Source organism: Sphingobium sp. EM0848 (assembly GCF_013375555.1).
Lineage (GTDB): Bacteria > Pseudomonadota > Alphaproteobacteria > Sphingomonadales > Sphingomonadaceae > Sphingobium.
In genome coordinates, this window is sequence record NZ_JABXWB010000001.1 from 1259239 (window position 1) to 1284971 (window position 25733).

Here is a 25733-nt window from a genome sequence, read left to right on the forward strand (position 1 = left end):
GGATTGCGGCGAGGGATCTTGCATCCTCTCCCAAGGGGAGGGCTGTGCCTCTAACCCAGCTTGATGACAGTTGCGCTACGACGAACGGGCACGGCGTCGATATAGAGGCTGGCCATCGGTTCATCCTCGACTTCGACGATGGTTTCCGACGTGAAGCCGTTGAAACCGGTGCGCATCGCCGCGCCATAGGCGCCGAGCATGCCGATCTCGATATAGTCGCCGGGCTTCACGTCCTCGGGAAGCATGAAGGGGCCGACCATATGGTCCATGTCGTCGCAGGTGGGGCCGTAGAAGGAGAAGCCGGTCAGCTCCGCCTCGCTCTCTTCCTCGCGCAGCAAAGCCACGGGGAAACGCCAGCCGATATGCGCCGCGTCGAACAGCGCGCCATAGGCCCCGTCGTTGATGTAAAGTTCCGTGCCGCGACGGCGCTCCACGCGTACAACGACCGAGCTATACTCCGCCGACAGCGCGCGGCCGGGTTCGCACCACAGTTCCGACGAGTAGCTGACCGGCAGGCTTTCGAAGCCGCGATGGATCGCGTCGAAATAATTTTCGAGCGCAACCGGCTCCATGCCCGGATAAATGGACGGGAAGCCGCCACCGACATCGATGATGTCGACCGTGACCGCCGCATCGACGATTGCAGCGCGAACGCGTTCGATAGCGTCGCTATAGGCCTGAGGGCTCATCGCCTGGCTGCCGACATGGAAGCAGATGCCGAGCGCATCGGCCGCCTGACGGGTCGCCATCAGCAGTTCGCGGGTCTCGCCCAGTTCAGCGCCGAATTTGGATGCGAGGCTGAGTTCCGAATGTTCGGAGGACACGCGCAGCCGCACGCAAAGCTCAAGGTCGGTCGCATCGTTCGTGGCGCGCATGATCTTGGCCAGCTCGTCGAGCGTATCGAGCGAGAAGGTACGCACGCCATGGACATGGTAAGCCTCCGCGATCGCTTCCTCGGCCTTGACCGGGTGCATGAAGCAGAGCTTCGCCTGACCCTGTTCGGCATTGGCCAGCGTTTCCGCGACCAGACGCACTTCCGCGATGGACGCCACGTCGAAATGCGTGATGCCCGACGCGAACAGCGTACGGATCAGATCAGGAGACGGATTCGCCTTGACCGCATAGAGCGAGCGCCCCGGAAACTTCTCAGAGAAGAATCGGGCGGCCCGGGCCGCAGCCTGGGGACGAATCAGCGTTACCGGTGCTGCCGGTGTGAGGGTGGTCGCTACCCCCAGCGCGCTATGATGCTTGTGCAACTCAAGGGACCTCCAGTGTAGTTTGTGGGCATTCAAGCTGCCTTGCGGTGGAAGTCCCATGGGGCAGCGGAGGGCCCGTATATGCCCCCCATCCCCCCCTGTAAAGCGCATGTGTAAATTTTGTTGCGCGGCCGGCTACGAAACGTGCGTCAGGAAAGACGGGACTTGAAATCTTCGTAGGAAAACTGGCGGATTTGCTTGAGTTCGTCGGTTTTGGAGTTCCACAGCCAGATGGCGGGCAGGGGCACGCCATTGAATGTGTTGGTCTTTACCATCGAATAATGCGCCTGATCGAGGAAGGCGATCCGCCGTCCCGGAGTCGCGCCACCGGGGACTCGATAATCGCCGATGATGTCGCCTGCGAGGCAGGAGGGGCCACCGAGTCGAGTCGGTTTGCCTTCGCCTTCCTCGTGAAGCATGGCGGGACGATAGGGGGCCTCAATGACGTCGGGCATGTGACATGTGGCCGAGATATCGGTGATCGCCACCGGCATGCCGTTATCAATGACGTCGAGGATTTCGCCGATCAGGATGCCCGCATCGAGCGCCATGGCCTCACCCGGCTCGATGTAGAGTTCCAGCCCGGTTTCCGCCTTGATCCGTTTGAGGAAGGCGATGAGGTCGTCGATCTGATAGTCGGCGCGGGTGACGTGATGGCCACCGCCAAAGTTCAGCCATTTCAGTCCGCCGACATGCAGCATGACTCGCGATTCAATCGCAGCCCAGGTCCGCTGGAGCGGCAGAAAATCCTGCTCGCAGAGATTGTGGACGTGAAGGCCGTCGACGCCCTCCAGATGTTCGGCGCGAAGTTGATCGATCGGGAAGCCGAGGCGGCTGTGCGGTTGCGACGGGTCATATTTGGGGACTTCGCCTTCCGCGTGGAGCGGGTTGATGCGCAAGCCGATGTCGAAGGCGCGGCCCTCAGCGCGGGCAGCTTCGATGACGGGCTTCATGCGCGCGATCTGGCCGGGGCTGTTGAAGATGACATGGTCGGAGATTTTGAGAATCTCGGCCAGGTCTTCGGGTTTGTAGGCGGCGCAATAGGTGGCGACCTCGCCGCCATATTCCTCGCGCCCGAGCCGGGCTTCGTAGATGCCCGAAGCGCAGACGCCGTCCAGATATTCCGCGACGACTCCGCCCAGCGACCACATGGAGAAAGCCTTGAGCGCGCCCAGCACCTTGATGCCCGCACGGTCGCGGATGTCAGCCAGGACGCTCAAGTTGCGGCGCACCGCGGCCTCGTCCACCACGAAGGCGGGCGAAGGGACGCGGTTCAGGTCGAAATGCGCGAAGGCGGCGGGATCGCCAGCTTTGGTTTCCATGGTGCTTCTCGTCATTCCCGCGAAGGCGGGAATCTATCTCCCGACGTCGCGACTGGGGCTAGGGCAGGAGATGGGTCCCCGCGTTGGCTGACGCCGCCCTTCGGGACGCGGGGATGACGATATATTCGTGGATTAGAAATCCAGCGGCGCGTCCAGTTCCTTCACCTGCCAGGGCAGGCCGTGCCTGTTCAGCATGTCCATGAAGGGATCGGGATCGAACTGTTCGATATTGAACACGCCCTCACCCTTCCACGCGCCCGTCAGCATCATGGCCGCGCCGATCATCGCCGGAACGCCGGTGGTGTAGCTGACCGCCTGATTGCCGGTTTCTGCATAGGCGTCCTCATGGTCGCAGACGTTCAGGACATAGACGGTCTTCTGCTTCCCGTCCTTCACGCCGGTCGCTATGTCGCCGATATTGGTCTTGCCCTTGGTGGTCGAACCCAGGCTCGACGGCTCGGGCAGCACGGCCTTCAGGAACTGGAGCGGAATGATCTCCTGACCATTGTAGATCACCGGATCGATGCGGGTCATGCCGACATTCTGGAGCACTTCGAGATGCTTCAGATAGGCGTCGCCAAAGGTCATCCAGAAGCGGATGCGCTTGATTTCCGGGTAGAATTTGGCGAGTGATTCCAGTTCCTCATGATACATGAGATACATGTTCTTCTCACCCACCTGATCGAAGTCGAACACTTGGCGATGCTTGAGCGCCGGACCTTCCACCCACTTGCCGCCTTCCCAGTGGCGCGACGGAGCGGTGACTTCGCGGATGTTGATTTCCGGGTTGAAGTTGGTGGCGAAATGCTGGCCATGGTCGCCGCCATTGCAATCGAGAATGTCGAGCGTGTCGATCCGGTCGAGCAGATGCTTCTTGATGTAGCTGGCGAACACGCTGGTGACGCCGGGGTCAAAGCCCGAGCCCAGCAGCGCCATGATGCCCGCTTCCTTGAAGCGCTCCTGATAGGCCCACTGCCAGCTATATTCGAACTTAGCGGTGTCGCGCGGCTCGTAATTGGCGGTGTCGAGATAGTCGACCCTGGTCGCCAGGCAGGCGTCCATGATCGCCAGGTCCTGATAGGGCAGGGCCAGGTTCACGACCAGCTTGGGCTGGACCTTCTCAATGAGGGCGATGGTTTCTTCGACATTGTCGGCATCGACCTGCGCCACGTCGATGGTGACGCCGGTGCGGGCCTTGACCGATTCGGCCACCTTCTCGCAGCTGATGATGCGACGGCTGGCGAGCGTGATATGGCTGAAAATGTCACTGTTCATCGCCATTTTGTGAACCGCGACAGAACCCACGCCGCCCGCGCCAATGACCAGAACCTTGCTCAATTCAACTGCTCCATGACTGTGGTCGCGCCAGACGCGCGAAAGCGCCCATATAGGGGCTGTGCGTGACAGCGCAAAGTCAGTCTGTCAGAAGCTGGCGCCGTCGACTTTTTTGATGGCTAGCGCATCGAGGTCGATGGAAGGCACGCAGCGCAGGTTGACGGCGCGTATGGCTGAGCCATCCGGGCCTTTACCCTCCGCGAAGGCCTGTGTGCCGCAGATGTTGCAGAACTGATGCGTGATCTTGTGCTTGTAGAATTGATAGTCGGTCAGCCTGTCCGCGCCGCCGTCGAGGGTGAACTGGTCGGCCGGCACAAAGGTCAGCACGAAGCCCTTGCGGCTGCAGTGCGAGCAGTTGCAGGTCATTGCGTCAGTCGGCGCGTCGGCGGCTACAGTGAAGGTGATGGCGCCGCAGTGGCAGCTTCCTGTATAGGGCACGGACTCTCCTTTCAGATGGCCTGAACAATAACCGCAATTGCGCTGACGATCCATGCACCGTAAATGATGGCAAGTGCCAAGATCGTCCATCCAGGTCCTTTGGCGGTCAGCCGGTTCAGAACGGATGCCAGGTAACGGTCCATCTTTTCCCTCCATCGATTTCAAATCGTTGATTGGGATATTTCAAGATGGTTGCCGCAACCCATTAAACCTTTCTAACTTACCAACCGCTTCAACCCTTCCACCGTATCCGCCTCATGCGCAGGCTTGTCCCGCCTGATGCGCGCAATCCGGGGGAAGCGCATCGCAAGCCCCGATTTATGCCTCCTGCTTTCGTGGATGCTGTCGAAGGCAACCTCCAGCACCAGCGACTTTTCCACCTCGCGCACCGGGCCGAAGCGGTTGATCGTGTTCCCACGCACGAAGCGATCGAGCCATTTCAGCTCCTCATCGGTGAAGCCGGAATAGGCCTTTCCCACGGGCAGCAGTTCGCCTTCCTCCGTCCAGCAACCGAAGGTGTAGTCCGAATAAAAGGATGAGCGTTTGCCGTGACCGCGCTGGGCGTACATCATCACGCAGTCGGCGGTCAGCGGATCGCGCTTCCATTTATACCAGAGCGCTGCCTTGCGCCCTGCCACATAGGGGCTGTCGCGGCGCTTCAGCATCACGCCCTCTATCGCGGCGTCGCGTGCGCCTGCGCGCAGGTCCGCCAATGCCTCGAAATCGGACGCTTCGATGAGCGCGGAAATATCGAAGCGGTGCGCATCGAGTGTCGGGACGATGGTTTCGAGGCGGACGCGGCGTTCCGCCCATGGCAGGGAGCGGAGGTCTTCGTCGGCGTCGAGCAATATGTCGTAGAGACGGACGAAGGCGGGGTAATCGTCCATCATCCTTGCCGTCACCGCCTTGCGGCCGAGGCGCTGCTGGAGGGCGTTGAAGCTCGCCGCCTCTCCGCCCTGAAACTCACCTTTGACGAGCAGTTCGCCGTCGAGGACTGCGTGATGGTGGAAGGCTTGGGCTATGTCGGGGAAGCTGCCCGTGATGTCATCGCCGGCGCGACTGTAGAGACGGGTTTCCTCTCCCGTGCCGACGATCTGGATGCGGATGCCGTCCCATTTCCACTCCGCCGCATAGTCGCCCAAATCGACACTTTCGGCTTCGAGCGGATGGGCGAGCATGAAGGGGCGGAAAAAGGGTGTGCCTGCGGGGTCGGGGCGGGGGGCCTTGCCCTGCGCCCAGGCGAAGAGGGCGGCATAGGGTGGGGCGAGGGCGTGCCAGCATTCCTCCACATCGTCGACATCCAGCCCGAAAGCTTGCGCGAATCCGGTTTTCGCGAGGCGGGCGGAAATGCCTACGCGCAGGCCGCCCGTGGCAAGCTTGAGCAGTGCGAAGCGGCCGGAGGCATCGAGATGATCCATCATTTGCGCGAGGATCGCGGGGGCAGTGGCTCGGCTGGTGGCGTGGAGCCGGTCGACAATGGCAGAAAGGGTTAGGGAGCCATCGTCCAGTTCTTCGCTCTGGTCTGCGGGTCCTGGCCAGAGCAGGGCCACTGTTTCGGCGAGGTCGCCCACATAGTCGCGGCTCATTTCGAACAGGACCGGATCGGTTCGGCTGCGCGCCATTTCCGCTATGGTGGAGGCCTTGACGGCTTTGAGATCGAGATTGCCGGTGAGGGCTGCCAGCGCCCAGCCTCGATCCGGGTCGGGGGCGGTGCGCATATAGCTGGCAATGAGGTCCAGCTTGCCATTGCGGGAACGGGTGTAGACCAGGCCATCGAGGAGTTGGGAAAAGGCGCGCATCAACCTTCATCCTCATCTTCGCGGCCGATAAGAGCGAGGGCGCGGGCGCGGAACTGGTGGGTCATGCACCAGTGGAGCAGGGCTTCCTCGCGGCCGTGGGTGATCCATGTTTCGGAAGGCGCAACTTCGCGGATGGTGTCGGTGAGTTCGTCCCAGTCGGCATGGTCGGAGATGACGAGCGGCAGTTCGACATTGCGCTGGCGGGCACGCTGGCGAACGCGCATCCAGCCTGACGCCATGGCGGTGATCGGATCGGGAAGGCGGCGGCTCCAACGGTCGTTGAGGGCAGAGGGCGGCGCGACGATGATGCGACCGCGCATGTCATTTGCGGCGATGCCGGTCGCTGGACGAAGGTCGCCCATATCGACACCGAACTGCTCGTAGAGCGCACACATTCTTTCCAGCGCGCCGTGGATATAGATGGGGTTTTTATGCCCTCTCGCGCGGAGTTCGCAGATGAGGCGTTGCGCCTTGCCCAAAGCATAGGCCCCGACAAGGACGCAGCGATCGGGATTGGCGTGCAGGACCGTGAGGAGTCGATCGACTTCGCTGCCCGTGTCCGGGTGGCGGAACACGGGCAGGCCGAAGGTCGCTTCAGTGACGAAGATGTCGCAAGGGACCGGCTCGAAGGCTCTGCAGGTGGGATCGGGGCGCCGCTTATAATCTCCGGTCACAACGACGCGCTCGCCTGCATGAGAGAGGACGATCTGGGCCGAGCCCAGGACATGGCCAGCGGGCACGTAGCGGATAGTGACGCCGTTCATGCGGATTTCCTCGCCATAGGGAACGGCTGTGCCCGACGCCGTGCCGTAGCGCAGGGCCATGATGGCAAGTGTTTCCTGCGTGGCCCAGACATGGCCATGCCCGCCCCGCGCATGATCGGCATGGCCATGGGTGACGAGGGCACGTTCCTGAGGCGTGGAAGGATCGATCCAGGCGTCGGCGGGGCGGATGTAGATGCCGGTCGGGTGAGGTTCGATCCAGTGGGCCATGGCGCAATAGCAAAGTGGTTGATGTGCTTTGGTTCCGCAAGGGACCTTCACATTGCCGTAACCTCATCGTCACGCAGCCGACATGCCATTGCCCTAGGAGCCGCCGAACGACCCGGCAGCGAGGAGGCGCGGCACATGGCATCTACGGCTCACCAGAATGTTACCCGCGCGGTACATCGGCATCGGCACCTTTCCAAACAGGGTTTGCTGGAACGTGCCTTTACCTTCGCGTTTCGGGGGCTGGTTTACGCGCAGATCTGGGAAGACCCGGAAGTCGATATGGAAGCGCTGGCGATCACGCCGGACAGCCATGTCGTCACCATCGCTTCGGGCGGCTGCAATGTCCTGAGTTATCTGACCGCCAATCCGGCGAAGATCACGGCGGTTGACCTCAATACCGCGCATATCGCGCTCAATCGCCTGAAGCTGGCCGCCGCACAGGCATTGCCGGATCATGAGGCGTTCCATCGCTTCTTCGCCAAGGCGGATTGCAAGGAGAATGTGGCGGCCTATCGCAGCTTCGTCGCGCCGCATCTGGACGATGCCACCCGGCGCTATTGGGAAGGGCGGGACTTCATCGGGCGGCGGCGCATCGGCGGCTTTGCGCGCGGGATTTACAAGCATGGCCTGCTGGGCCGCTTTATCGGTGCGGCGCATTTGCTGGCCCGCTTGCACGGCGTCAATCCGCGTCGGATGCTGGACGCGCAATCGCGTGAGGAGCAGCGGGCCATTTTCGAGCAGGAACTGGCTCCGGTGTTCGAGAGCGCCTTCATGCGCTGGCTGACGAGCCAGCCGGCTTCGCTTTTCGGGCTGGGTATCCCGCCCGCGCAATATGAAGCGCTGGCTGGCGATGACCGGATGGACAGCGTGCTGAAGGCGCGGTTGGAAAAGCTCGCCTGCGACTTCGATCTCAAGGACAATTATTTCGCTGTGCAGGCGTTCGGTCGTGGCTATGCCGGCGGCGAAGGGCCGTTGCCGCCCTATTTGCAGGCCGCAAACCATCAGGCTGTAGTGGAGCGCGCCCGGCGAGTGGACGTTCGCCATGTGAACTTCACGGATTTTCTGGCGTCGCAGGAGGCCGGATCGGCGGATCGCTATATATTGCTGGATGCGCAGGATTGGATGGACGACGCGCAGCTGAATGCGCTGTGGGCGCAGATCACGCGTACGGCCAAGCCGGGCGCGCGGGTATTGTTCCGCACTGCAGGCGAGCCGAGTATCCTTCCCGGTCGCGTCGTCGATGCGGTGTTGTCGCGGTGGGATTATCGGGCGGAAGAATCGCTGGATTACACGGCGCGGGATCGGTCGGCCATTTATGGCGGCGTCCATCTCTATGTGTTGAAGGACGCCTGATGAGCGCCGGGCATGATGGGCTGATGGACAGCGTCTATCGGCACCAGAGGCACATATACGATCTGTCGCGGAAATATTATCTGCTGGGGCGGGATGGGCTGATCGCGGATCTCGCTCCCCCCAAAGGTGGCGCCGTGCTGGAAATCGGCTGCGGGACCGGCCGGAACCTTATTGCCGTGGGCCGGGCCTGGCCGGAGGCGCGGCTCTATGGCGTCGATATTTCCGAAGCGATGCTGGAAACGGCGCGCAAGGCCGTGGCGAAGGCAGGCATGGCGGATCGCGTGGTGTTGGCGCAGGGCGATGCCTGCGCGTTCGACGCCCAGGCGCTCTTTGGACGGGCCGATTTCGAGCGGGTATTCATCAGCTACGCGCTGTCGATGATCCCCGATTGGCAAGGCGCTCTTCGGCAGGCTGCATGCAGTGTTGCTGCCGGAGGCAAGCTGGAAGTCGTGGACTTCGGCCAGCAGGACAATTTACCCGGCGTCTGGAAGCGGGCGTTGTTCGGATGGCTGGCGCGCTTTCATGTATCGCCGCGCGCCGAACTCGCACAGGCGATCAACAGATTGGCGGCCGATATGGGCGGTTTTCCCCACAGCCGGAGCCTGTATCGCGGCTATGCGGTCAGGGGTGGATTGATCCGGGTTTGACCACCGATCAACGGAGGCGGGACACGGACCGCCTCCTCCCAATTTTCATGCCGCCTTTTTCAGTTCCAGTTCCAGCCGGTCCCAGATTTCGACCAGCGCCTCGACCAGTTCCTTCATCATCTCTTCGCTATGCGCCGGGCCGGGCGTGAAGCGCAGGCGCTCCGTCCCGCGCGGGACGGTCGGGTAGTTAATCGGCTGCACATAGGCGCCATATTCGGCAAGCAATATATCGCTGATCCGCTTGGCCTTGACCGGATCACCGACCATCAGCGGAACGATGTGCGTCACCGACGGCATGACCGGCAGCCCTGATTCCGCCATCAGGCGCTTGAGGGTCCCGGCGGCGGCCTGCTGACCCTCGCGTTCCTCGTTCGACTGTTTCAGGTGGCGGACGCTGGCGAGAACACCCGCGACCAGCACCGGCGACAGCGAAGTCGTGAAGATGAAGCCCGGCGCATAGCTGCGGATCACGTCCACGATCATCTGATCAGCGGCGATATAGCCACCCATGACACCGAACGCCTTACCCAGCGTGCCTTCGATGATGGTCAGGCGATGGGCAACCTCATCCCGTTCGGAAATGCCGCCGCCATGGGCGCCGTACATGCCGACGGCATGAACTTCGTCAAGATAGGTCAGCGCGTTGAATTCATCGGCCAGATCGCAGATCGCAGCGATGGGGGCGATGTCTCCGTCCATGGAATAGACGCTTTCAAAGGCGATCAGCTTGGGCACTTCGGGGTCTTCGGCAGCGAGCAGTTCGCGCAGATGATCGACATCATTGTGACGGAAGACGCGCTTTTCGCAGCCCGAATTGCGGATGCCCGCGATCATCGATGCGTGGTTGAGCTCGTCCGAAAAGATGATGCAGCCGGGCAGTATCTTCGCCAGCGTGGAAAGCGTCGCTTCGTTCGAGACATAGCCCGAAGTGAACAGCAAAGCCGCTTCCTTGCCATGCAGGTCGGCGAGTTCGCTCTCCAGATCGACGTGATAATGGGTGTTGCCGCCAATATTGCGCGTGCCGCCCGATCCTGCGCCGACGTCGTGCAGCGCTTCTTCCATCGCGGCGACGACCTTGGGATGCTGGCCCATGGCGAGATAGTCGTTGGAACACCAGACGGTGATCGGTTTCGGTCCGTTATGGCCGTGAAAACAGCGGGCGTTGGGGAAGGCACCCTTGTTGCGCAAAATATCGATGAATACGCGATAACGGCCCTCGCTATGAAGCCGGTCGATCGCCTGCGTGAAGATGTGCTTGTAGTTCACTTAAGCCCTATCCCTCATTCCCGCATCCCCTCATTAAGAGGGGCATTTACCTTCAGCCGGGTCCCATTACCAGTGATAACCGTTCGCAGCCTTAGGGAGAATTCCCTATCATAGTGATAGAAAGACTTGCGATTGGACCAAAGGTCCACCCCCCTCAAAGCGCCTCAATCCGGTGCAATCCATAGCTGACAAGCGCAGGACGAAGCGCATCGACGCTGTCGTCCAGCCGGGTGAAGACGGCGGTTCCGGGCGGTGGGGCGCTGGGCCAGTCCTGCCCATGGGTCAAATAGGCGATGCGGCGGGCGATTCCTTCACCACCATGCACGAATCGAAGCGGGCGGGGTGAGGCGACGGCGAGTTCTTCTTCAACCAGCGGGAAATGCGTGCAGGCAAGCGCCACCACGTCCATCCGGTCGCCGCCGGGCTGGTCGAACAGGCCTGCAAGCGCGTCGCGGGCTATGGCGGGGTCGAGCGATTGGCCGCGCAGCTTGGCTTCGGCCAGCTGGACAAGCGCAGCCGATCCATGGCGCAGTACGATACAGTCCGAACCGAACTCGGCGGCTAATCGGTCCACATAAGGCTGGCGGACGGTCGCGTCCGTACCGAGGACACCAAAGACCCGGCTTTGCGAGAGCAGGGCGGCCGGCTTTATCGCCGGGACGGTTCCCACGACCGGAATGTCGAGCGCGGCGCGAACGGCGGACAAGGCTATGGTCGAAGCGGTGTTGCAGGCGATAACGGCCAGGCGCGGGCGGTAGCGCTCGACCAGCCGGCCCAGCAACGCCGGCACGCGGGCGGCGATTTCGGTTTCGCTTTTCGTGCCATAGGGGAAACCTGCGCTATCGGCGGCATAGACGATGGGTGCGTTGGGCAGAATCGCCCGCGCGGGGCCAAGGATCGAAAGCCCGCCGACGCCGGAATCGAAGAACAGGAGGGGGGCATTGGGTGCGATCGTCATAGATGGTCACATCTCAAGGGATCGATGCACGCTGTCAACATCAGGAGCGATCGCCCCAGCGCCATCGCCAGCCGCCTTCCGTTTTCAAGGCGCAGATGATGCAGAGGATGCCGATCGCCAATCCTGTGCAAAGGATAAGGGCAATGCCAGTCAATGCGATCTGGACCAGCAGGACGACGCCAATGAAAGTCAGCAGAACCAGCCAGCCCTGCCATGTGACGGGCAGGCCCGATCCATAGCCGTAGCGCTTTGGCGCGAACCAGGCTTTTGAGGGATGTTCGGTCATGGCGAAGAACGCTCCTTGGTGCGATGGATAGCATGGAGGGCAGGACAGGCCCAGTCTTCGCAACGGAAATGCCCGGCGCAAGCTTTTCCGACACCTTCGCCATTGCCCGCTCCGCCGGGGACGCTATGGTCGCGCCGCAACAATTTCGGCGAAACAATGACTCCTCCCTGGCTATTACCCGCTTTCGTCCTGCTGATCGGCTATCTGCTGGGCTCGATTCCCTTCGGGTTGCTGCTGACGCGCTTCACCGGGGCGGGCGATCTGCGCAAGATCGGTTCGGGCAATATCGGCGCGACCAATGTGCTGCGCACCGGGCGCAAGGGGCTGGCGGCGGCGACCCTGCTGCTCGATCTGGCGAAGGGCGCAGGGGCGGTCCTGATCGGTACGGCGCTGGTCGATGGCGGCGGGCCGATGGCGGGGGCGATGGCCTTTATCGGACATTGCTACCCCATCTGGCTGCGCTTTGCCGGGGGCAAGGGCGTGGCGACGATGATGGGCGTGGTGACGGCGCTTTATTGGCCGGCCGGGATCGTCTTTGCGGTCGTTTGGCTGGCTGCGCTGTTCGGGACGAAATGGTCGTCGGTCGGCGGCATGTCGGCGGCGGTGAGCGCACCTGTTGCGATGTGGTGTTTCGGGCGGCTTGATCTGGTGCCGGTGGCCTTGGCTCTGGCGCTGATCGTTCTGTGGCGGCACCGGGAGAATATCGCCCGGCTCGCCAAGGGGATCGAGCCCAAAGTCGGCGCCTCCAGGAAAGCCGCGTCGGACGAATGAGCGAGCAGGAGCGGTTCAACCGCCTGCGCCTGATCCGTTCGCCGCGCATCGGGCCGGTCACATTCCGGCAATTGATGGCGCGTTTCGGTACGGCGGGCGAAGCCCTGCGGGCGGTGCCGGATCTGGCGGCGCGGGGCGGCGGCAAGGGTAGCGTCATCGATGCGGCGCTGGTCGAGCGGAAATCGCGCGCAGCAAGGCGCTGGGCGCGCGCTATCTGTTGATGGGGGATGCGGATTATCCTTTTCTGCTGGATCAGATGGAGGGCGCACCGCCCGCGCTGATCTTTCGCGGCGATGTGACGCTGGCGGCGCGGGAATGCGTTGCGATGGTCGGGGCGCGCAACGCTTCGGCAGCGGCCTGCCGCTTTGCCCGGACATTGGCGCAGGATTTGGGACAGCGCGGCGTCGTCGTGGTGTCCGGGTTGGCGCGGGGGATCGACACGGCCGCGCATCAGGGATCGATCGGGAGCGGGACCATTGCTGTGATCGCCTGCGGGATCGACATTGCCTTTCCGCCGGAAAATGAGGCCTTGCAGGAGCAATTGGCGGAGCAGGGGCTATTGGTGACGGAGCATCCGCCCGGAACCCAGCCGCTCGCCCGGCAATTTCCTGCGCGGAACCGGATCATCGCCGGACTGGCGCGGGGCACCGTGGTCGTGGAGGCGGCGCCAAAGTCTGGATCGCTGATCACCGCGCGTTTGGCCGGGGAAGCAGGGCGCGAGGTCATGGCCGTGCCGGGATCGCCGCTCGACCCTCGTGCGCAGGGATGCAACCAACTCATTCGCGAGGGGGCGGTGCTGGTTCAGAATGCGGCCGATGTAATCGAGGCGATCGGAACCATCGACGCGCGAATGGTGCGGCAGGGCAGGTCCGATTTCGCAGGGGAGCCGATGCAATCGGACGTCACCGAGCGGGAGCGGGCGGCGGTGGTCGGGCTGCTGGGCGCGGCGCCGGTTCCGGTCGATGAGATCATCCGGCTGTCGGGACTTGGCCCCGCCGTGGTGCAGACCGTGCTGCTGGAGCTGGAGCTGGCCGCGCGGCTGGAACGGCATGCGGGCGGGAAAGTCAGCATTTCATGATCCTGCGGACTGGCCTTGGCGCAAATCCGCTCCTACATCGGGGGCGCTTGACGGGGGCCGTCATCACCTTCCAGACTCGCGCGTGTACGTGAGAACATTTTTGAACCGGGGCTTTAATGCAGCTTGTCATCGTTGAATCGCCGGCCAAGGCGAAGACCATCGAGAAATATCTGGGCGGCGATTTCCATGTGCTCGCCAGCTATGGTCATATCCGCGACCTGCCCGCCAAGGACGGGTCGGTCGATCCCGACGCGGGCTTTGCCATGCAGTGGGAAAATTATGCCGACAAGGGCAAGCAGCTGAAAGCCATTGCCGACGAAGCCAAAAAGGCGACGCGCCTGATCCTGGCGACTGACCCTGATCGCGAAGGAGAAGCGATCAGCTGGCATGTGCAGGAGGTGCTGCGCGCCAAGAAGGCGCTGCCCCAGAAGGTCGACCGCGTGACCTTCAACGCGATCACCAAACAGGCGGTGACCGAGGCCATGGCCCAGCCGCGCGCCTTGGACGAGGATCTGATCGACGCCTATCGGGCGCGGCGGGCGCTGGACTATCTGGTGGGCTTTACGCTCTCCCCGGTGCTGTGGCGCAAGCTGCCCGGCGCCAAGTCGGCGGGCCGCGTGCAGTCGGTGGCGCTGCGGCTGGTCGTGGACCGCGAGCGCGAGATCGAGAGTTTCGTGCCGCAGGAATATTGGTCGGTCGCGGCCGAAATGGAGCAGGGTGGGCAGGGCTTCACGGCGCGGCTGGTGCGCTGGCGCGGCGAGAAGATCGAGCGGCTGACCATCGGCAAGGAAGGCGACGCCATGGCCGCGAAGGCGGACGTGGAGGCCGGGCGCTTCACCGTCGAGAAGGTCGAGACGAAGCCGGTTTCGCGCAACCCTCCGCCGCCGTTCACGACCTCGACGCTTCAGCAGGAGGCGGCACGCAAGCTTGGCTTCTCGGCCAGCCATACCATGCGGATCGCGCAGCAGCTCTATGAGGATGGCGCGATCACCTACATGCGTACCGACGGCGTGCAGATGGACGGCAGCGCCATTTCCGCCGCGCGCAAGGCGATCGCGGACCGCTATGATGGCGGCTATCTGCCCGAAAAGCCGCGCCAGTATCAGACCAAGGCCAAGAATGCGCAGGAAGCGCACGAGGCCATTCGTCCGACCGAATTTTCGCGGGACAAGGTGGGTTCGGGCGATCATGCGCGGCTTTATGACCTGGTCTTCAAGCGCGCTCTGGCGAGCCAGATGGCTTCGGCGCGGCTGGAGCGCACGACCATCGATCTGGTGGATGGAACCGGGCAGCATGGGCTGCGCGCTACGGGCCAGGTGGTGATCTTTCCGGGCTTCCTGGCGCTCTATGAAGAAGGGCGCGATGATGCCGAGGATGACGACAGCAAGCTGCTGCCGCGCATGGTTACGGGGGATGCTCCGGCCAAGAAGAAGGTGACGGCGGAGCAACATTTCACCCAGCCGCCGCCGCGCTATTCGGAAGCTTCGCTGGTCAAGAAGCTGGAGGAATTGGGGATCGGGCGTCCGTCCACCTATGCCTCGACGCTGCAGGTGCTGAAGGACCGCGACTATGTGCGGGTGGAGAAGAACCGCTTCTTCGCAGAAGAGAGCGGACGGCTGGTGACGGCCTTCCTCGAACGCTTCTTCGAGCGTTATGTGTCCTATGATTTCACGGCGGGGCTGGAGGATGAGCTGGACGAGATTTCCGGTGGCCGTGCCCAGTGGCAGGCGGTGCTGGAAGCCTTCTGGCGTGACTTCAAGCCCAAGACCGCCGAGGTGATGGAGCAGAAGCCGTCCGACATCACGGCCGAACTGGACAAGTTCCTGGAGCCGATGCTCTTCCCGCCCAAGGCGGACGGCAGCAACCCGCGCGCCTGTCCGATGTGCGGCGATGGGCAATTGTCGCTGCGGGGCGGGCGTTTTGGCGCGTTCATCGCGTGCTCCAACTATCCCGAGTGCAAATATACGCGGAAGTTCGGGCAGCCGGGCGGCAAGGACGGCGCCGAGGATACGGGTCCGGAAGTGCTGGGCAAGCATCCGGAAACCGGGCAGGATATCGTTCGCAAATCCGGGCGTTTCGGTCCCTATATCGAAATGGGCGAGGGCAAGGAGGCCAAGCGCGGTTCCATCCCCAAGGATTTGCCCGATGGAGAGATGACGCTGGACTGGGCGATCAAGCTGCTGAGCCTGCCGCGGGAGGTCGGGCTGCATCCTGAGACGGGCAAGCCGATCGTGGCCAATATCGGGCGCTTTGGTCCCTATCTGCTGCATGACGGCAAATATGGGCGGCTGTCCTCCACCGCGGAGATTTTCGAGGTGGGCATGAACAGCGCCGTCGCCAAGCTGGCCGACGCGGCGAACAAGGGCGAGCGCGGGGCTTCCTCGCGAGAACCGCTCAAGGTGCTGGGCAAGCATCCGCGTACGGAGGCCGAGATCAAGCTGATGGCGGGGCGCTACGGTCCCTATGTGACCGACGGGACCACCAATGCGACTTTGCCCAAGACGATCGAGCAGGATGCTTTGACGCTGGAAGAGGCTGCCCAGTTGATCGATGCAAGGGCTGCGGCGGCACCTGCCAAGAAGGGGAAGAAGGCACCGGCCAAAAAGGCGGCTGCGAAGAAGCCTGCCGCCAAGAAGGCGCCAGCGAAGAAGAAGGCAGCGGCGGCAGAATGACCATCACCGTCATCCCTGCTTTCGCGGGGATGACGGTGATTTGATAGGCTGGGTGGCTTACTCGACCCAGTCGAGGCCGATATCGCGGTAGATGAAGCGGTCATCCTCCCAATCTTCCTTCACCTTGACGTGGAGGTAGAGGTGGACTTTGACGCCAAGCAGGCTCGCCAGTTCGGCGCGGGCTTTTGAACCGATTTCCTTCAGGCGCTGACCGCCCTTGCCCAGCACGATCGCGCGCTGGCTCGAACGCCCGACCAGGATTTGCTGGTGGATTTCGACCGAGCCGTCCTCACGCTCGCTATATTTTTCCGTGTCAACCGCGGTTGCATAGGGCAGTTCGGCGTGGAGTTGGTGGTAGAGCTGCTCACGGGTGATTTCCGCCGCCAGCATCCGGTCGGTGGCGTCGGAAACCTGATCCTCCGGGAAGTGCCAGGGCCCATCAGGCATTGCATTGGCGAAGGCAGTCTTGAGTTCCGCAAGGCCATCGCCAGTCGCGGCGCTCACGAAGAAGGTTTCCGCAATGTCGAGCTGTTCGTAGAGGCGCTGGGTGTGGACCAGCAACTTTTCCTTGATGGCGATGTCGACCTTGTTGAGGATCAGCCATTTTTTCTCCGGCCGAGCGGCCAGAGCGCTGATGATCGGCTCCATTTTGGGGCCAAGGCCCGCCTTGCCGTCGACGATCAGCGCGATCAGGTCAGCGCCCTGCGCGCCGCCCCAGGCAGCCTGAACCATGGCGCGGTCGAGGCGGCGTTTCGGCGCAAAGATGCCGGGAGTATCGACCAGCACCATCTGCGCGTCGCCCTCGATCGCGACACCCATGACGCGGGTGCGCGTGGTCTGCGCCTTGGGGCTGGTGATCGCCACCTTCTGGCCCACCAGCGCGTTCACCAGCGTTGATTTGCCCGCATTGGGTGCGCCCACAATGGCCACGACGCCACAGCGCTGATTATCGAGATCGATCGTCAAACAAAAACTCCGTTCACCCATGCGCCTTTCGCCTGGGCTTCTTTCCTAATGCAAAAAGTGGCCGTGGGACAGGCTCAGCCGCCAAGCTTTTCCAGCAGCGCCTTGGCGGCAGCGGTTTCGGCTTCCTGCTTGGAGCCACCGGTGGCGCTTGCCTCGCCCGCGCCCTTGATGCTCACCGTCACGGTGAAGCGCAGCGCATGATGCGGACCGGAGCGGTCGGTGAGCGCATATTCCGGCGGCTTGCGCTTGTTGGCGGCGGCCCATTCCTGAAGCGCGGACTTGGGGTGTTTGGGCGCGCTGGCCTGCGTGTCCACGCGGTCCCCCCAAAGGCGACGGACGAGGGTGCGGGCTTCTTCCAGACCGCCCTCCAGATAGAGCGCGCCGATCAGCGCCTCCATCACATCGCCCAGCACATTGTCGCTGTCGGCGGCGCCATCGTCGCGGGCCTGCTTGCCGAGGATGAGGTGGGTCGGCACGCCAGCGACTCTGGCGACTTCGGCGCAGGTTTCGCCTGACACCAGCGCGTTGAATCGGCGGGACAGCTTGCCTTCCGGTTCCGTGGCAAAGCGGTCATAGACCCACTCCGCGATCAGCAGGCCCAGGATACGGTCGCCCAAAAATTCCAGCCGCTCATAATTGACCGCATTGGCGCTGCCATGGGTCAGCGCCTGCGTGAAGGCGGCAGGGTCCTTCGGCGCACGGCCGATCAGGGCTTTCAGCCAGCCTTCGGTGTCCACTTTGGTCAAAAGCCTTCCCCGATGCGGCTCCAGCGCGCGGCGGTGATCCAGGTCCAGGGGAGCAGCCAATTGGCGCTGCCATCGGTCGAGAAGACCGAGATCATCGCCTTGCCGACCAGATTTTCTTCGGGGACAAGGCCAATGCCGCCCCCGTCGACCGCCGGGAAGCGGCTGTCGGCGCTGCGGTCGCGATTGTCTCCCATCATGAAGAGGTGGCCTTCGGGCACGACCACCGTGTCACGGTCGTCCGCCGCACCATCAGGCACGAGGTCGAGGACATTATAGCTCTTGCCGCCGGGCAGCGTCTCGCGGAACTGCGGGTAGCGGCACTGCCGGCCGCCGCCGGGCGCGGCTTCCTCGAACTTGGGGCGATAGCATGGGGAGGGGCTGCCTTCCTTGGCCGCCGCGTCTTCCATATTCGGTGTGACGGGAATGACGAGATCGGCGACCTTCTGCTTCGGGATCGCCTGACCGTTCAGATAGACCGTGCCCCCGCGCACAGAGATCATGTCGCCGGGCAGGCCGATGACACGTTTGATATAGTCATTCTTCTGGTTCGGCGGCGCCTTGAACACCACCACGTCGCCACGCTGGGGCGTCGAGGCAAAGACGCGGCCGGGGATCAGCGGGATGCCGAAGGGCAGCGAATAGCGCGAATAACCATAGGGCCATTTCGCCACCAGCAGATAATCACCGATCAACAGACGCGGCTGCATCGATTCCGATGGGATGTTGAAGGGCGAAACGATGAAGCTTCGCAAGATGAAGACGAACACCGCCAGCTTTGCGAGAAACCAGAGGAAATCCCGCGTTTCGGATTTTGCGCTCATGCTTTGATCGTCTTTTCCTTCAATTCGCCCTGAAAACAGGCCGTCGCGGCTTTTGCGGGTTCGTAAAGCCGCCGTCAAGCGCGCTAGAGACCAACGGGTCATCACCTTATGCTGCCCTGCAACCTGATTTTTGTGCCTGAACGGTGCAATAGCGCAACGACTTGGTTAAATAGAGACAAGAATCGACAGGTGCAGCGTCGATATCGATCAACGACGAATGAAGGATATTCCTCATGTCCAGCCCTGCACTGGCAGCGCTTGCGGCCCTTCCCCAAGCCGATCTCAAATCCATCTTCACCACCGATCCCGACCGGCTGAGCAAATTCACGCTGACGCATGGGCCGATCCGTTTCGACTGGTCGAAGACGCATCTGACGGATGCTCTGTTGGACGGGTTCCTGAAGCTGGCTGAGGAAAAGGGCTTTGCCGCGCAGCGGGATGCTCTGTTCGCGGGTGAAGCCGTCAACAATACAGAGGGCCGCGCAGCCGAGCATCCCGCCGAACGGGGTGAGGGCAATGCCGACAGCGTGGCGCGGGCCAAGATGTTCCATTCCCGGATGCGCGCGCTGATCGACGCGATCGAGGGTGAAGCGCTGGGGCCGATCCGGCATATCCTGCATATCGGCATCGGCGGGTCGGCATTGGGACCAGACCTGATCGTCGATGCTCTGGGCGGCGATGGTGCACGCTATGACGTTGCCATCGTGTCGAATGTCGACGGGACGGCGCTGGAACGGGCGATTTCACGCTTCGACCCCGAAGCGACGCTGATTGCCGTGGCGTCCAAGACCTTCACCACCACCGAAACCATGTTGAACGCGGCGAGCGCGATCAACTGGATGGTCGAAGCCGGTGTGGAAGATCCCTATGGCCGGGTGATCGCGCTCACGGCTTCGCCGGAAAGGGCGATTGAATGGGGCGTGGATGAAACGCGTGTGCTGCCCTTTGCCGAGAGCGTGGGCGGGCGTTATTCGCTCTGGTCTTCGATTGGATTTCCAGCAGCGCTGGCGCTGGGTTGGGATGCGTTCGAAAGCCTGCTCGAAGGGGCTGCGGCGATGGACCGGCATTTTCGCCTGTCCGACCCCAAAGCCAATGCGCCGTTGATCGCGGCCTTTATCGATCAATATTATGCACGGGTCATGGGTTGTCAGACGCGGGCCTTGTTCGCCTATGACGAACGTTTGCGGCTGCTGCCGTCCTATCTCCAGCAGTTGGAGATGGAGAGCAACGGCAAGAGCGTGACCCGCGAAGGAAAGCCGGTGGATGGGCCGACGGCGGCGATTACCTGGGGCGGTGTGGGCACCGATGCGCAGCATGCGGTATTCCAGTTGCTGCATCAGGGCACGATCCTGACGCCGGTCGAGTTCATCGCCTCCATCGAGCCCGGCCATGCGCTTGATCCGGCGCATCATCGGGCGCTGTTGGTGAACTGCTTTGCGCAGGGCGCCGCTTTGCTGCGCGGCAAGGATAATGCGGCCGATCCGGCGCGGGCCTATCCCGGCAATCGGCCTTCGACCACGATCCTGCTCGATGATGTGACGCCGGAGGCTCTGGGCGCGCTGATCGCTTTTTATGAGCATCGGACCTTTGCCAATGCGGTGCTGATGGGGATCAATCCCTTCGACCAGTTCGGCGTTGAGCTGGGCAAGGAAATCGCCAGATCCATCGAGGCCGAAGGGCCGAAGGGTTTCGATCCCTCGACCATGGCGCTGATCGATCTGGCGCTCGGCGGCGTATAAGCGCAAATCTCATTTGTAACTCCGCTGAGTAGCCTCCATATGCGGGCGCAACTCAGCGGAGGCAGGAATGAGCGACTACGACTTCGACCTTTTCGTCATCGGTGCGGGATCGGGAGGCGTGCGTGCTTCGCGCGTCGCGGCGGCTCACGGCGCCAGGGTCGCGGTGGCGGAGGAATATCGTGTCGGAGGCACCTGCGTCATTCGCGGCTGCGTGCCCAAGAAGCTGCTGATCTACGGCGCGCATTTTGCTGAGGATCTGAAAGACGCGCGCCGCTTTGGCTGGAATGTCCCGGACTGCGATTTCGAATGGACGACGCTGCGCGACAATGTGCTGGCTGATGTCGACCGGCTGGAGGGCCTCTACAAGAACACGCTCGATAGCCATAAGGTCGAACTGATCCCCGAGCGCGCGACGATCACCGGGCCGCATAGCGTGAAGCTCGCCAGCGGGCGGGACGTCAGCGCGAAATATATCCTGGTCGCGACCGGGGCCTGGCCGGTGATCCCGGACGTTGAGGGTGCCGAGCATGGCGTGACCTCCAATGAGGTGTTCCATCTGGAGGAATGTCCCAAGCGGATCGTCATCGTTGGCGGCGGCTATATCGCCAATGAATTTGCGGGAATCTTCCACCAGTTCGGCAGCCATGTGACGATCGTGAACCGGTCGGGCACCCTGCTGCGCGGCTATGATGAGAGCATTCGCGACCGGCTGCTTCAGATTTCGACGATGAAGGGCATCAATTTCCGCTTCAACGCCGAGATGGAGAAGATCGAGAAGAACGAGGACGGAACGTTTTGCGTGCGCTTCAAAAATGGCGATCCTGTGGCCTGCGACCTGCTGGTGTTCGCGACCGGGCGGCAGCCGCATGTCGACGGGCTGGGGCTGGAGAATGCCGGGGTCGAGCTGAACGAGAAGGGCGCGATCAAGGTCGATGACTATAGCCGTACGAATGTCGAGAGCATCTATGCCGTGGGCGACGTCACCGATCGTCTGCAACTGACGCCGGTGGCGATCCGGGAGGGGCACGCCTTTGCGGACACCGTGTTTGGCGATAATCCGCGGACGGTGGATTACAACTGCGTGCCTTCCGCCGTGTTCAGCCATCCGCCCTTGGCTGGCGTGGGCATGACCGAGGCGCAGGCCAAGAACAAGCTCGGGACGGTGAAGGTCTATACTTCCGACTTCCGGCCGATGAAGAATGTGCTGGCCGGGCGTGACGAGCGGGCGCTTTACAAGATGGTGGTGGATGCGACGACCAATCGCGTGGTCGGGCTGCACATGATCGGGCCGGACGCGCCGGAAATCCTTCAGGCCGCAGCCATTGCGGTGAAGGCTGGCCTCACCAAGCCGGAATTTGATGATACCGTGGCCCTGCACCCCAGCATGGCCGAGGAACTGGTACTGCTGAAATAAGGATCGAGGGGCGGGGGCGCTATTTCGTCTCTGCCGCGAAGGTAAGGACGAGGGCGTCGCGCCACGCGGGTTGCGCGGCGTCGACCGCGTGGATTTCCGTGACGCCGTGCATGATGCGACGGTCATCGATCAGCACGGCGTCACCGGGCCGGGCGAGGGTGAATTCGCCCAGTTCCCGCCCTTCCGGCGTGCCGATCCGGGTGGTGCCTTCCCGGATATTGCAGCGCTCGATCAGCATGACGAAGACCCAATCCACGCCGTCGCGATGCATGCCTTCGGGCGTGGGGCTGCCCGTTTCGCCGATACGTGCCTCGATACGGAACTGGTGGAGTTCGACATGCTGCCGCCCGGCCAGGGGGAAGCTGCGGGCGCAAAAGGCGAAGATCGACTGCATCACGGCGTTGTCGATCGTCGACTGTGCGACGGGATCGAACCAGCGCTGCACGTCGCCGTTCAGGGGGTTATAATCGCGGCTCTGGAAATGCGGCTGGTGCGGTTTGCGCGCGAAATTTCCGTTCTCGCTTGAAAAGGTTGCGTGACGGCGCCGGCGATAGCGGCCTCCGTCAGCCATATAGAGGTCCGTCCCAAGGGCGTCCCAGCTTCGCGCAAATGCGCTCCAATCGGCGGCTTCAATCCCAAGCTGGTCCAACAGGCCGGGGCCGGGCAGGCGGACATAGCCTGCCTGCTCCAATTCTTGCTGGAGGGTAATGGCGATATCGATCATCCGTCTTTCCTATCGGGAGAGACAAACGAGCGACAGGGCCAGTTTTTGCAAGCCGGATTGCGGCCGCGCGTCGCCTAGCCGATCCAGTAAGGCACGATCTGGCGATTGTCGGGATCGACATGGATCGGCCGGTCGGCGGGCGGAAAGGCGCGCTGGTCGCAGCTTTGACGCGGGCAGAGGCGGCAGGTGATGCCGATGGGCGTCGCCGCCCCTTCCACTTCCAGTTGCAGGCCGTCGGCATAGACGAAGTTCGCCGCATGCGCGATTTCGCAACCCAGCACCACGGCGAAGCGGCGCGGGGTGCGACTGTAGCTCCCGGAGGGTTTGACCAACCCCTTGGCCATGGAGACATAGCGCACGCCGTCCGGCGTTTCGCCAAGCTGGACGTTGATCCGGTCGGGGACGGCGACCGCTTCATGCACGTTCCACAGGGGACAGGCACCACCGAAGCGCGCAAATTGCAGGCGGGTGGCACTGTGGCGCTTGGTGATATTACCGGCCATGTCGACACGGCAGAAGAAGAAGGGAATGCCGCGCAAGCCGGGCCGTTGAAGCGTCGAGAGGCGATGGCAGGCCTGTTCGAAGCTGACGCCGAAGCGGCGTGCCAGCCTGTCGATATCGTGGCGAACTTCGCGGGCAGCCTCCCTGAACGGGGCATAGGGCATCAGCAGCGCGCCCGCCGCATAGTTGCCAAGACCGATGGCAAGCAGCCGGTCCGCGCCCATGACGGGCAGGCCGGCCTTGCTCACCACGTCCGCGATCACCGCTTGCCCCTCCAGCATCATGAGTTGATGGGCGAGCATGAATTTGCGGCTTTCGGTGGGCAGGGCCGCGTTCACGAACAGCCGCCTTTCGCTGCTGGTGTAAGAGCGGAGCGCGAAGTCCGGGGTTTCCGCGATCAATGTTTCGATGCCATGGCGCCGCGCCAGCGCTTCGACCAGCATGCCTTCGTCGAGCGACTGCCCAGCGGTGAAGCTCGCCGCCATATCCTCCGCCAGGCAATCGAGCGGATGGACGTAATTGCCGGCTTCATGGAACCAGTCGCGGGCCGCTTCCCAGGGCAGGCGGGCCTGAACCGCATGATCGTTGGCAATCGCCTCCTCGATCATGTTGATCCGCTCATTGGCACGCATATGGGCGTTGTAAAGGTCGACATAGCGCGCCGCGAATTCGGGGAATTGCAAATGCAGCTTTTCGATCCGTTCCGGCTCCATCGGTGCGCCGGGGAGTTCCGGATGGGCAAGCGCGAAGGTGAACGCGCCCAGCAGCTGCTCTTCCTCACGGCTGTCGAAACTGGCCCAGTCAGTGGGAAAGGCGCTGGCAAGCGCGGCCTTCACCTTGGCGGTAAGGGGGCGATCGTCATTCTCAAGCTGGCTGAGATAGGATACGGATATGCCCAACGCCTGTGCCATGGTTGCCTGGTCCATGCGATGGTCCAGGCGAAGTTGACGCAGGCGCGGACCTGCGAAGATTCGATTGCCACGAGCCATGCTTTGTCCTTAATTTGCAAAATCGCGATTTGCAAATTGGCAAAATTGCATTTGCGAAAATGGGGAAAGATTGAAAAGGGGCAGGCATAGACGCCCGCGACAAGCCGGAGAGAAAAGCTGATATGTCGAAGCTCGCGATTATCGAACAGCTGGAAGCCAAGCGCGAAGCCGCGCGTCTGGGCGGCGGCCAACGCCGCATTGACGGTCAGCATGCCAAGGGCAAGTTGACGGCCCGCGAACGGCTAGAAGTGCTGCTGGACGAAGGCAGCTTCGAAGAACTGGACATGTATGTCGAGCATAATTGCATCGACTTCGGCATGGACGAACAACATATTCCGGGCGACGGCGTCGTCACCGGATCGGGCACGATCAACGGCCGCCTCGTCTACGTCTTTTCGCAGGACTTCACCGTTTATGGCGGCGCGGTGTCGGAACGGCACGCGATGAAGATCTGCAAGATCATGGACATCGCCATGAAGGGCGGCGCGCCGGTAATCGGCCTTAACGATTCGGGTGGCGCCCGCATTCAGGAAGGCGTGGCTTCGCTCGCCGGCTATGCGGAAATCTTCCAGCGCAACGTGCTGGCTTCGGGCGTGGTGCCGCAGATCAGCGTGATCATGGGCCCCTGCGCGGGCGGCGCGGTTTACTCGCCCGCCATGACCGACTTCATCTTCATGGTGAAAGATTCCAGCTTCATGTTCGTGACCGGCCCGGACGTGGTGAAGACCGTCACCAACGAGGTCGTGACGCAGGAGGAATTGGGCGGCGCGGTAACGCACACCACCAAGTCCGGCGTGGCCGACGTGGCGTTCGAAAATGATATCGAGGCATTGCTGGCGGTGCGCGATTTCGTCGACTTCCTGCCCGCATCCAACAAGGAGCCGGTGCCCGAGCGCCCAAGCGCCGATCCGTGGGATCGGATGGAGGAAAGCCTGGACACGCTGATCCCGGCCAATGCGAACCAGCCCTATGACATGCATGAGCTGATCCGCAAGGTTGTGGATGAGGGTGACTTCTTCGAAGTGCAGCCGGCCCATGCGGGCAACATCATTTGCGGCTTCGGCCGGGTCGAGGGCAAGACCGTCGGCATCATCGCCAACCAGCCCATGGTGTTGGCAGGCGTTCTCGACATCAACTCGTCCAAGAAGGCCGGCCGTTTTGTCCGCTTCTGCGATGCGTTCGAAATCCCGCTCGTCACTTTCGTCGACGTGCCGGGCTTCCTGCCGGGGACGGCTCAGGAGCATTCGGGCATCATCAAGCATGGCGCCAAGCTGCTGTTCGCCTATGCCGAAGCGACCGTGCCGAAGATCACCGTCATCACCCGCAAGGCCTATGGCGGCGCCTATGACGTTATGTCGTCCAAGCATCTGCGCGGCGACCTCAACTATGCCTGGCCGACCGCCGAAATCGCGGTGATGGGCGCCAAGGGCGCGGTAGAGATCATCTTCCGCGGCAAGACGCCCGAAGAGATTGCGGAAAAGACCAAGGAATATGAAGACCGCTTCGCCAACCCCTTCGTGGCGGCGAGCAAGGGCTTCATCGACGAGGTGATCCAGCCGCACTCGACCCGCAAGCGGATCGCTCTGGGCCTGCGCAAGCTGCGCAACAAGAGCCTCGAAAATCCGTGGAAGAAGCACGACAATATTCCGTTGTGAACATG

General features: G+C 62.6%; 22 protein-coding genes and 1 pseudogene. 8 read left to right on the top strand and 15 right to left on the bottom strand.

Translation table 11 applies throughout. The annotated features are described in order from the left end of the window. Positions 1-50: 50 nt before the first annotated feature. The 7 genes from HUK73_RS05970 to HUK73_RS05995 all read right to left on the bottom strand — a co-directional run bounded on the left by HUK73_RS05970 (position 51) and on the right by HUK73_RS05995 (position 7142). Positions 51-1256, bottom strand: a complete 1206-nt coding sequence (locus HUK73_RS05970) for a type III PLP-dependent enzyme (RefSeq protein ID WP_176591075.1) — start codon at positions 1254-1256, stop codon at positions 51-53. A 149-nt stretch (positions 1257-1405) separates the two neighbouring features. Beyond that, a complete protein-coding gene (locus HUK73_RS05975; RefSeq protein ID WP_176591076.1) occupies positions 1406-2578 on the bottom strand; it encodes a carboxynorspermidine decarboxylase in 1173 nt (390 codons plus the stop codon). 132 nt (positions 2579-2710) lie between these two features. Beyond that, entirely contained in the window at positions 2711-3916 is a 1206-nt protein-coding gene (locus tag HUK73_RS05980) for a saccharopine dehydrogenase family protein (protein WP_176591077.1), read from the bottom strand. Positions 3917-4000: 84 nt separating this feature from the next. Continuing rightward, positions 4001-4351, bottom strand: a complete 351-nt coding sequence (locus tag HUK73_RS05985) for a GFA family protein (protein WP_176591078.1) — start codon at positions 4349-4351, stop codon at positions 4001-4003. Between the two features lie 11 nt (positions 4352-4362). Continuing rightward, positions 4363-4494: a hypothetical protein gene (locus HUK73_RS26695; protein WP_255326210.1), complete on the bottom strand. Its 132-nt coding sequence runs from the start codon at positions 4492-4494 to the stop codon at positions 4363-4365. A gap of 72 nt (positions 4495-4566) precedes the next feature. Continuing rightward, positions 4567-6150, bottom strand: coding sequence for a cisplatin damage response ATP-dependent DNA ligase (locus HUK73_RS05990; RefSeq protein ID WP_176591079.1), 1584 nt, complete (start codon positions 6148-6150; stop codon positions 4567-4569). Continuing rightward, the gene (locus HUK73_RS05995; RefSeq protein WP_176591080.1) at positions 6150-7142 is read right to left on the bottom strand and encodes a ligase-associated DNA damage response exonuclease; all 993 of its coding nucleotides are present in this window, start codon (positions 7140-7142) and stop codon (positions 6150-6152) included. The genes HUK73_RS05990 and HUK73_RS05995 overlap by 1 nt, the downstream gene beginning before the upstream one ends. 135 nt (positions 7143-7277) lie before the next feature. Between HUK73_RS05995 and HUK73_RS06000 the strand changes: the two genes are divergently transcribed. Continuing rightward, positions 7278-8495 carry a DUF3419 family protein gene (locus HUK73_RS06000; protein ID WP_176591081.1) on the top strand — a complete coding sequence of 406 codons (1218 nt, stop codon included), beginning with the start codon at positions 7278-7280 and terminating at the stop codon, positions 8493-8495. Further along, positions 8495-9142, top strand: coding sequence for a class I SAM-dependent methyltransferase (locus HUK73_RS06005; protein WP_176591082.1), 648 nt, complete (start codon positions 8495-8497; stop codon positions 9140-9142). The genes HUK73_RS06000 and HUK73_RS06005 overlap by 1 nt, the downstream gene beginning before the upstream one ends. 45 nt (positions 9143-9187) lie before the next feature. Here the strand turns inward: HUK73_RS06005 and hemA are convergent, their stop codons facing one another. The 3 genes from hemA to HUK73_RS06020 form a co-directional block, all read right to left on the bottom strand. Then, positions 9188-10408: a 5-aminolevulinate synthase gene (gene hemA / locus HUK73_RS06010; protein ID WP_176591083.1), complete on the bottom strand. Its 1221-nt coding sequence runs from the start codon at positions 10406-10408 to the stop codon at positions 9188-9190. A gap of 154 nt (positions 10409-10562) precedes the next feature. Beyond that, positions 10563-11366: a glutamate racemase gene (gene murI / locus HUK73_RS06015; RefSeq protein ID WP_176591084.1), complete on the bottom strand. Its 804-nt coding sequence runs from the start codon at positions 11364-11366 to the stop codon at positions 10563-10565. Between the two features lie 40 nt (positions 11367-11406). Next, on the bottom strand, positions 11407-11652 hold the full coding sequence (locus HUK73_RS06020; RefSeq protein WP_176591085.1) for a hypothetical protein: 246 nt from the start codon (positions 11650-11652) through the stop codon (positions 11407-11409). Between the two features lie 156 nt (positions 11653-11808). Here HUK73_RS06020 and plsY point away from each other — a divergent pair, with 156 nt between their 5' ends. From plsY to topA, 3 genes and pseudogenes are all read left to right on the top strand, one after another. After that, positions 11809-12423, top strand: coding sequence for a glycerol-3-phosphate 1-O-acyltransferase PlsY (gene plsY / locus HUK73_RS06025; RefSeq protein ID WP_176591086.1), 615 nt, complete (start codon positions 11809-11811; stop codon positions 12421-12423). Continuing rightward, positions 12420-13501 (top strand): annotated as a pseudogene (gene dprA, locus HUK73_RS06030) (DNA-processing protein DprA). Before plsY ends, dprA begins: the two are co-directional and overlap by 4 nt. A 116-nt stretch (positions 13502-13617) precedes the next feature. Beyond that, positions 13618-16173: a type I DNA topoisomerase gene (gene topA, locus HUK73_RS06035; protein ID WP_176591087.1), complete on the top strand. Its 2556-nt coding sequence runs from the start codon at positions 13618-13620 to the stop codon at positions 16171-16173. A gap of 57 nt (positions 16174-16230) precedes the next feature. On the opposite strand, the gene era is transcribed toward topA, so the two are convergent. From era to lepB, 3 genes are all read right to left on the bottom strand, one after another. Beyond that, positions 16231-17139: a GTPase Era gene (gene era, locus HUK73_RS06040; protein WP_176591088.1), complete on the bottom strand. Its 909-nt coding sequence runs from the start codon at positions 17137-17139 to the stop codon at positions 16231-16233. Positions 17140-17213: 74 nt separating this feature from the next. Next, positions 17214-17885 (bottom strand): ribonuclease III, encoded by a 672-nt coding sequence (rnc, locus tag HUK73_RS06045; RefSeq protein WP_176591089.1) that lies wholly within the window; start codon positions 17883-17885, stop codon positions 17214-17216. Further along, complete coding sequence (gene lepB, locus HUK73_RS06050) at positions 17882-18706, bottom strand: signal peptidase I (protein ID WP_176591090.1); 825 nt, start codon at positions 18704-18706, stop codon at positions 17882-17884. The genes rnc and lepB overlap by 4 nt, the downstream gene beginning before the upstream one ends. Before the next feature lie 233 nt (positions 18707-18939). Here lepB and pgi point away from each other — a divergent pair, with 233 nt between their 5' ends. After that, the gene (gene pgi, locus HUK73_RS06055; protein ID WP_176591091.1) at positions 18940-20445 is read left to right on the top strand and encodes a glucose-6-phosphate isomerase; all 1506 of its coding nucleotides are present in this window, start codon (positions 18940-18942) and stop codon (positions 20443-20445) included. 67 nt (positions 20446-20512) lie between these two features. Then, positions 20513-21859: a glutathione-disulfide reductase gene (gene gor, locus HUK73_RS06060; protein ID WP_176591092.1), complete on the top strand. Its 1347-nt coding sequence runs from the start codon at positions 20513-20515 to the stop codon at positions 21857-21859. A gap of 19 nt (positions 21860-21878) precedes the next feature. On the opposite strand, the gene HUK73_RS06065 is transcribed toward gor, so the two are convergent. Beyond that, positions 21879-22583, bottom strand: a complete 705-nt coding sequence (locus tag HUK73_RS06065; protein ID WP_176591093.1) for a 2OG-Fe dioxygenase family protein — start codon at positions 22581-22583, stop codon at positions 21879-21881. Positions 22584-22657: 74 nt separating this feature from the next. After that, positions 22658-24073, bottom strand: a complete 1416-nt coding sequence (locus HUK73_RS06070) for a short-chain fatty acyl-CoA regulator family protein (protein WP_176591094.1) — start codon at positions 24071-24073, stop codon at positions 22658-22660. 122 nt (positions 24074-24195) lie between these two features. On the opposite strand from HUK73_RS06070, the gene HUK73_RS06075 reads away from it, so the two are divergent. Next, positions 24196-25728, top strand: coding sequence for an acyl-CoA carboxylase subunit beta (locus HUK73_RS06075; protein ID WP_176591095.1), 1533 nt, complete (start codon positions 24196-24198; stop codon positions 25726-25728). The last annotated feature ends 5 nt before the right edge of the window (positions 25729-25733 follow it).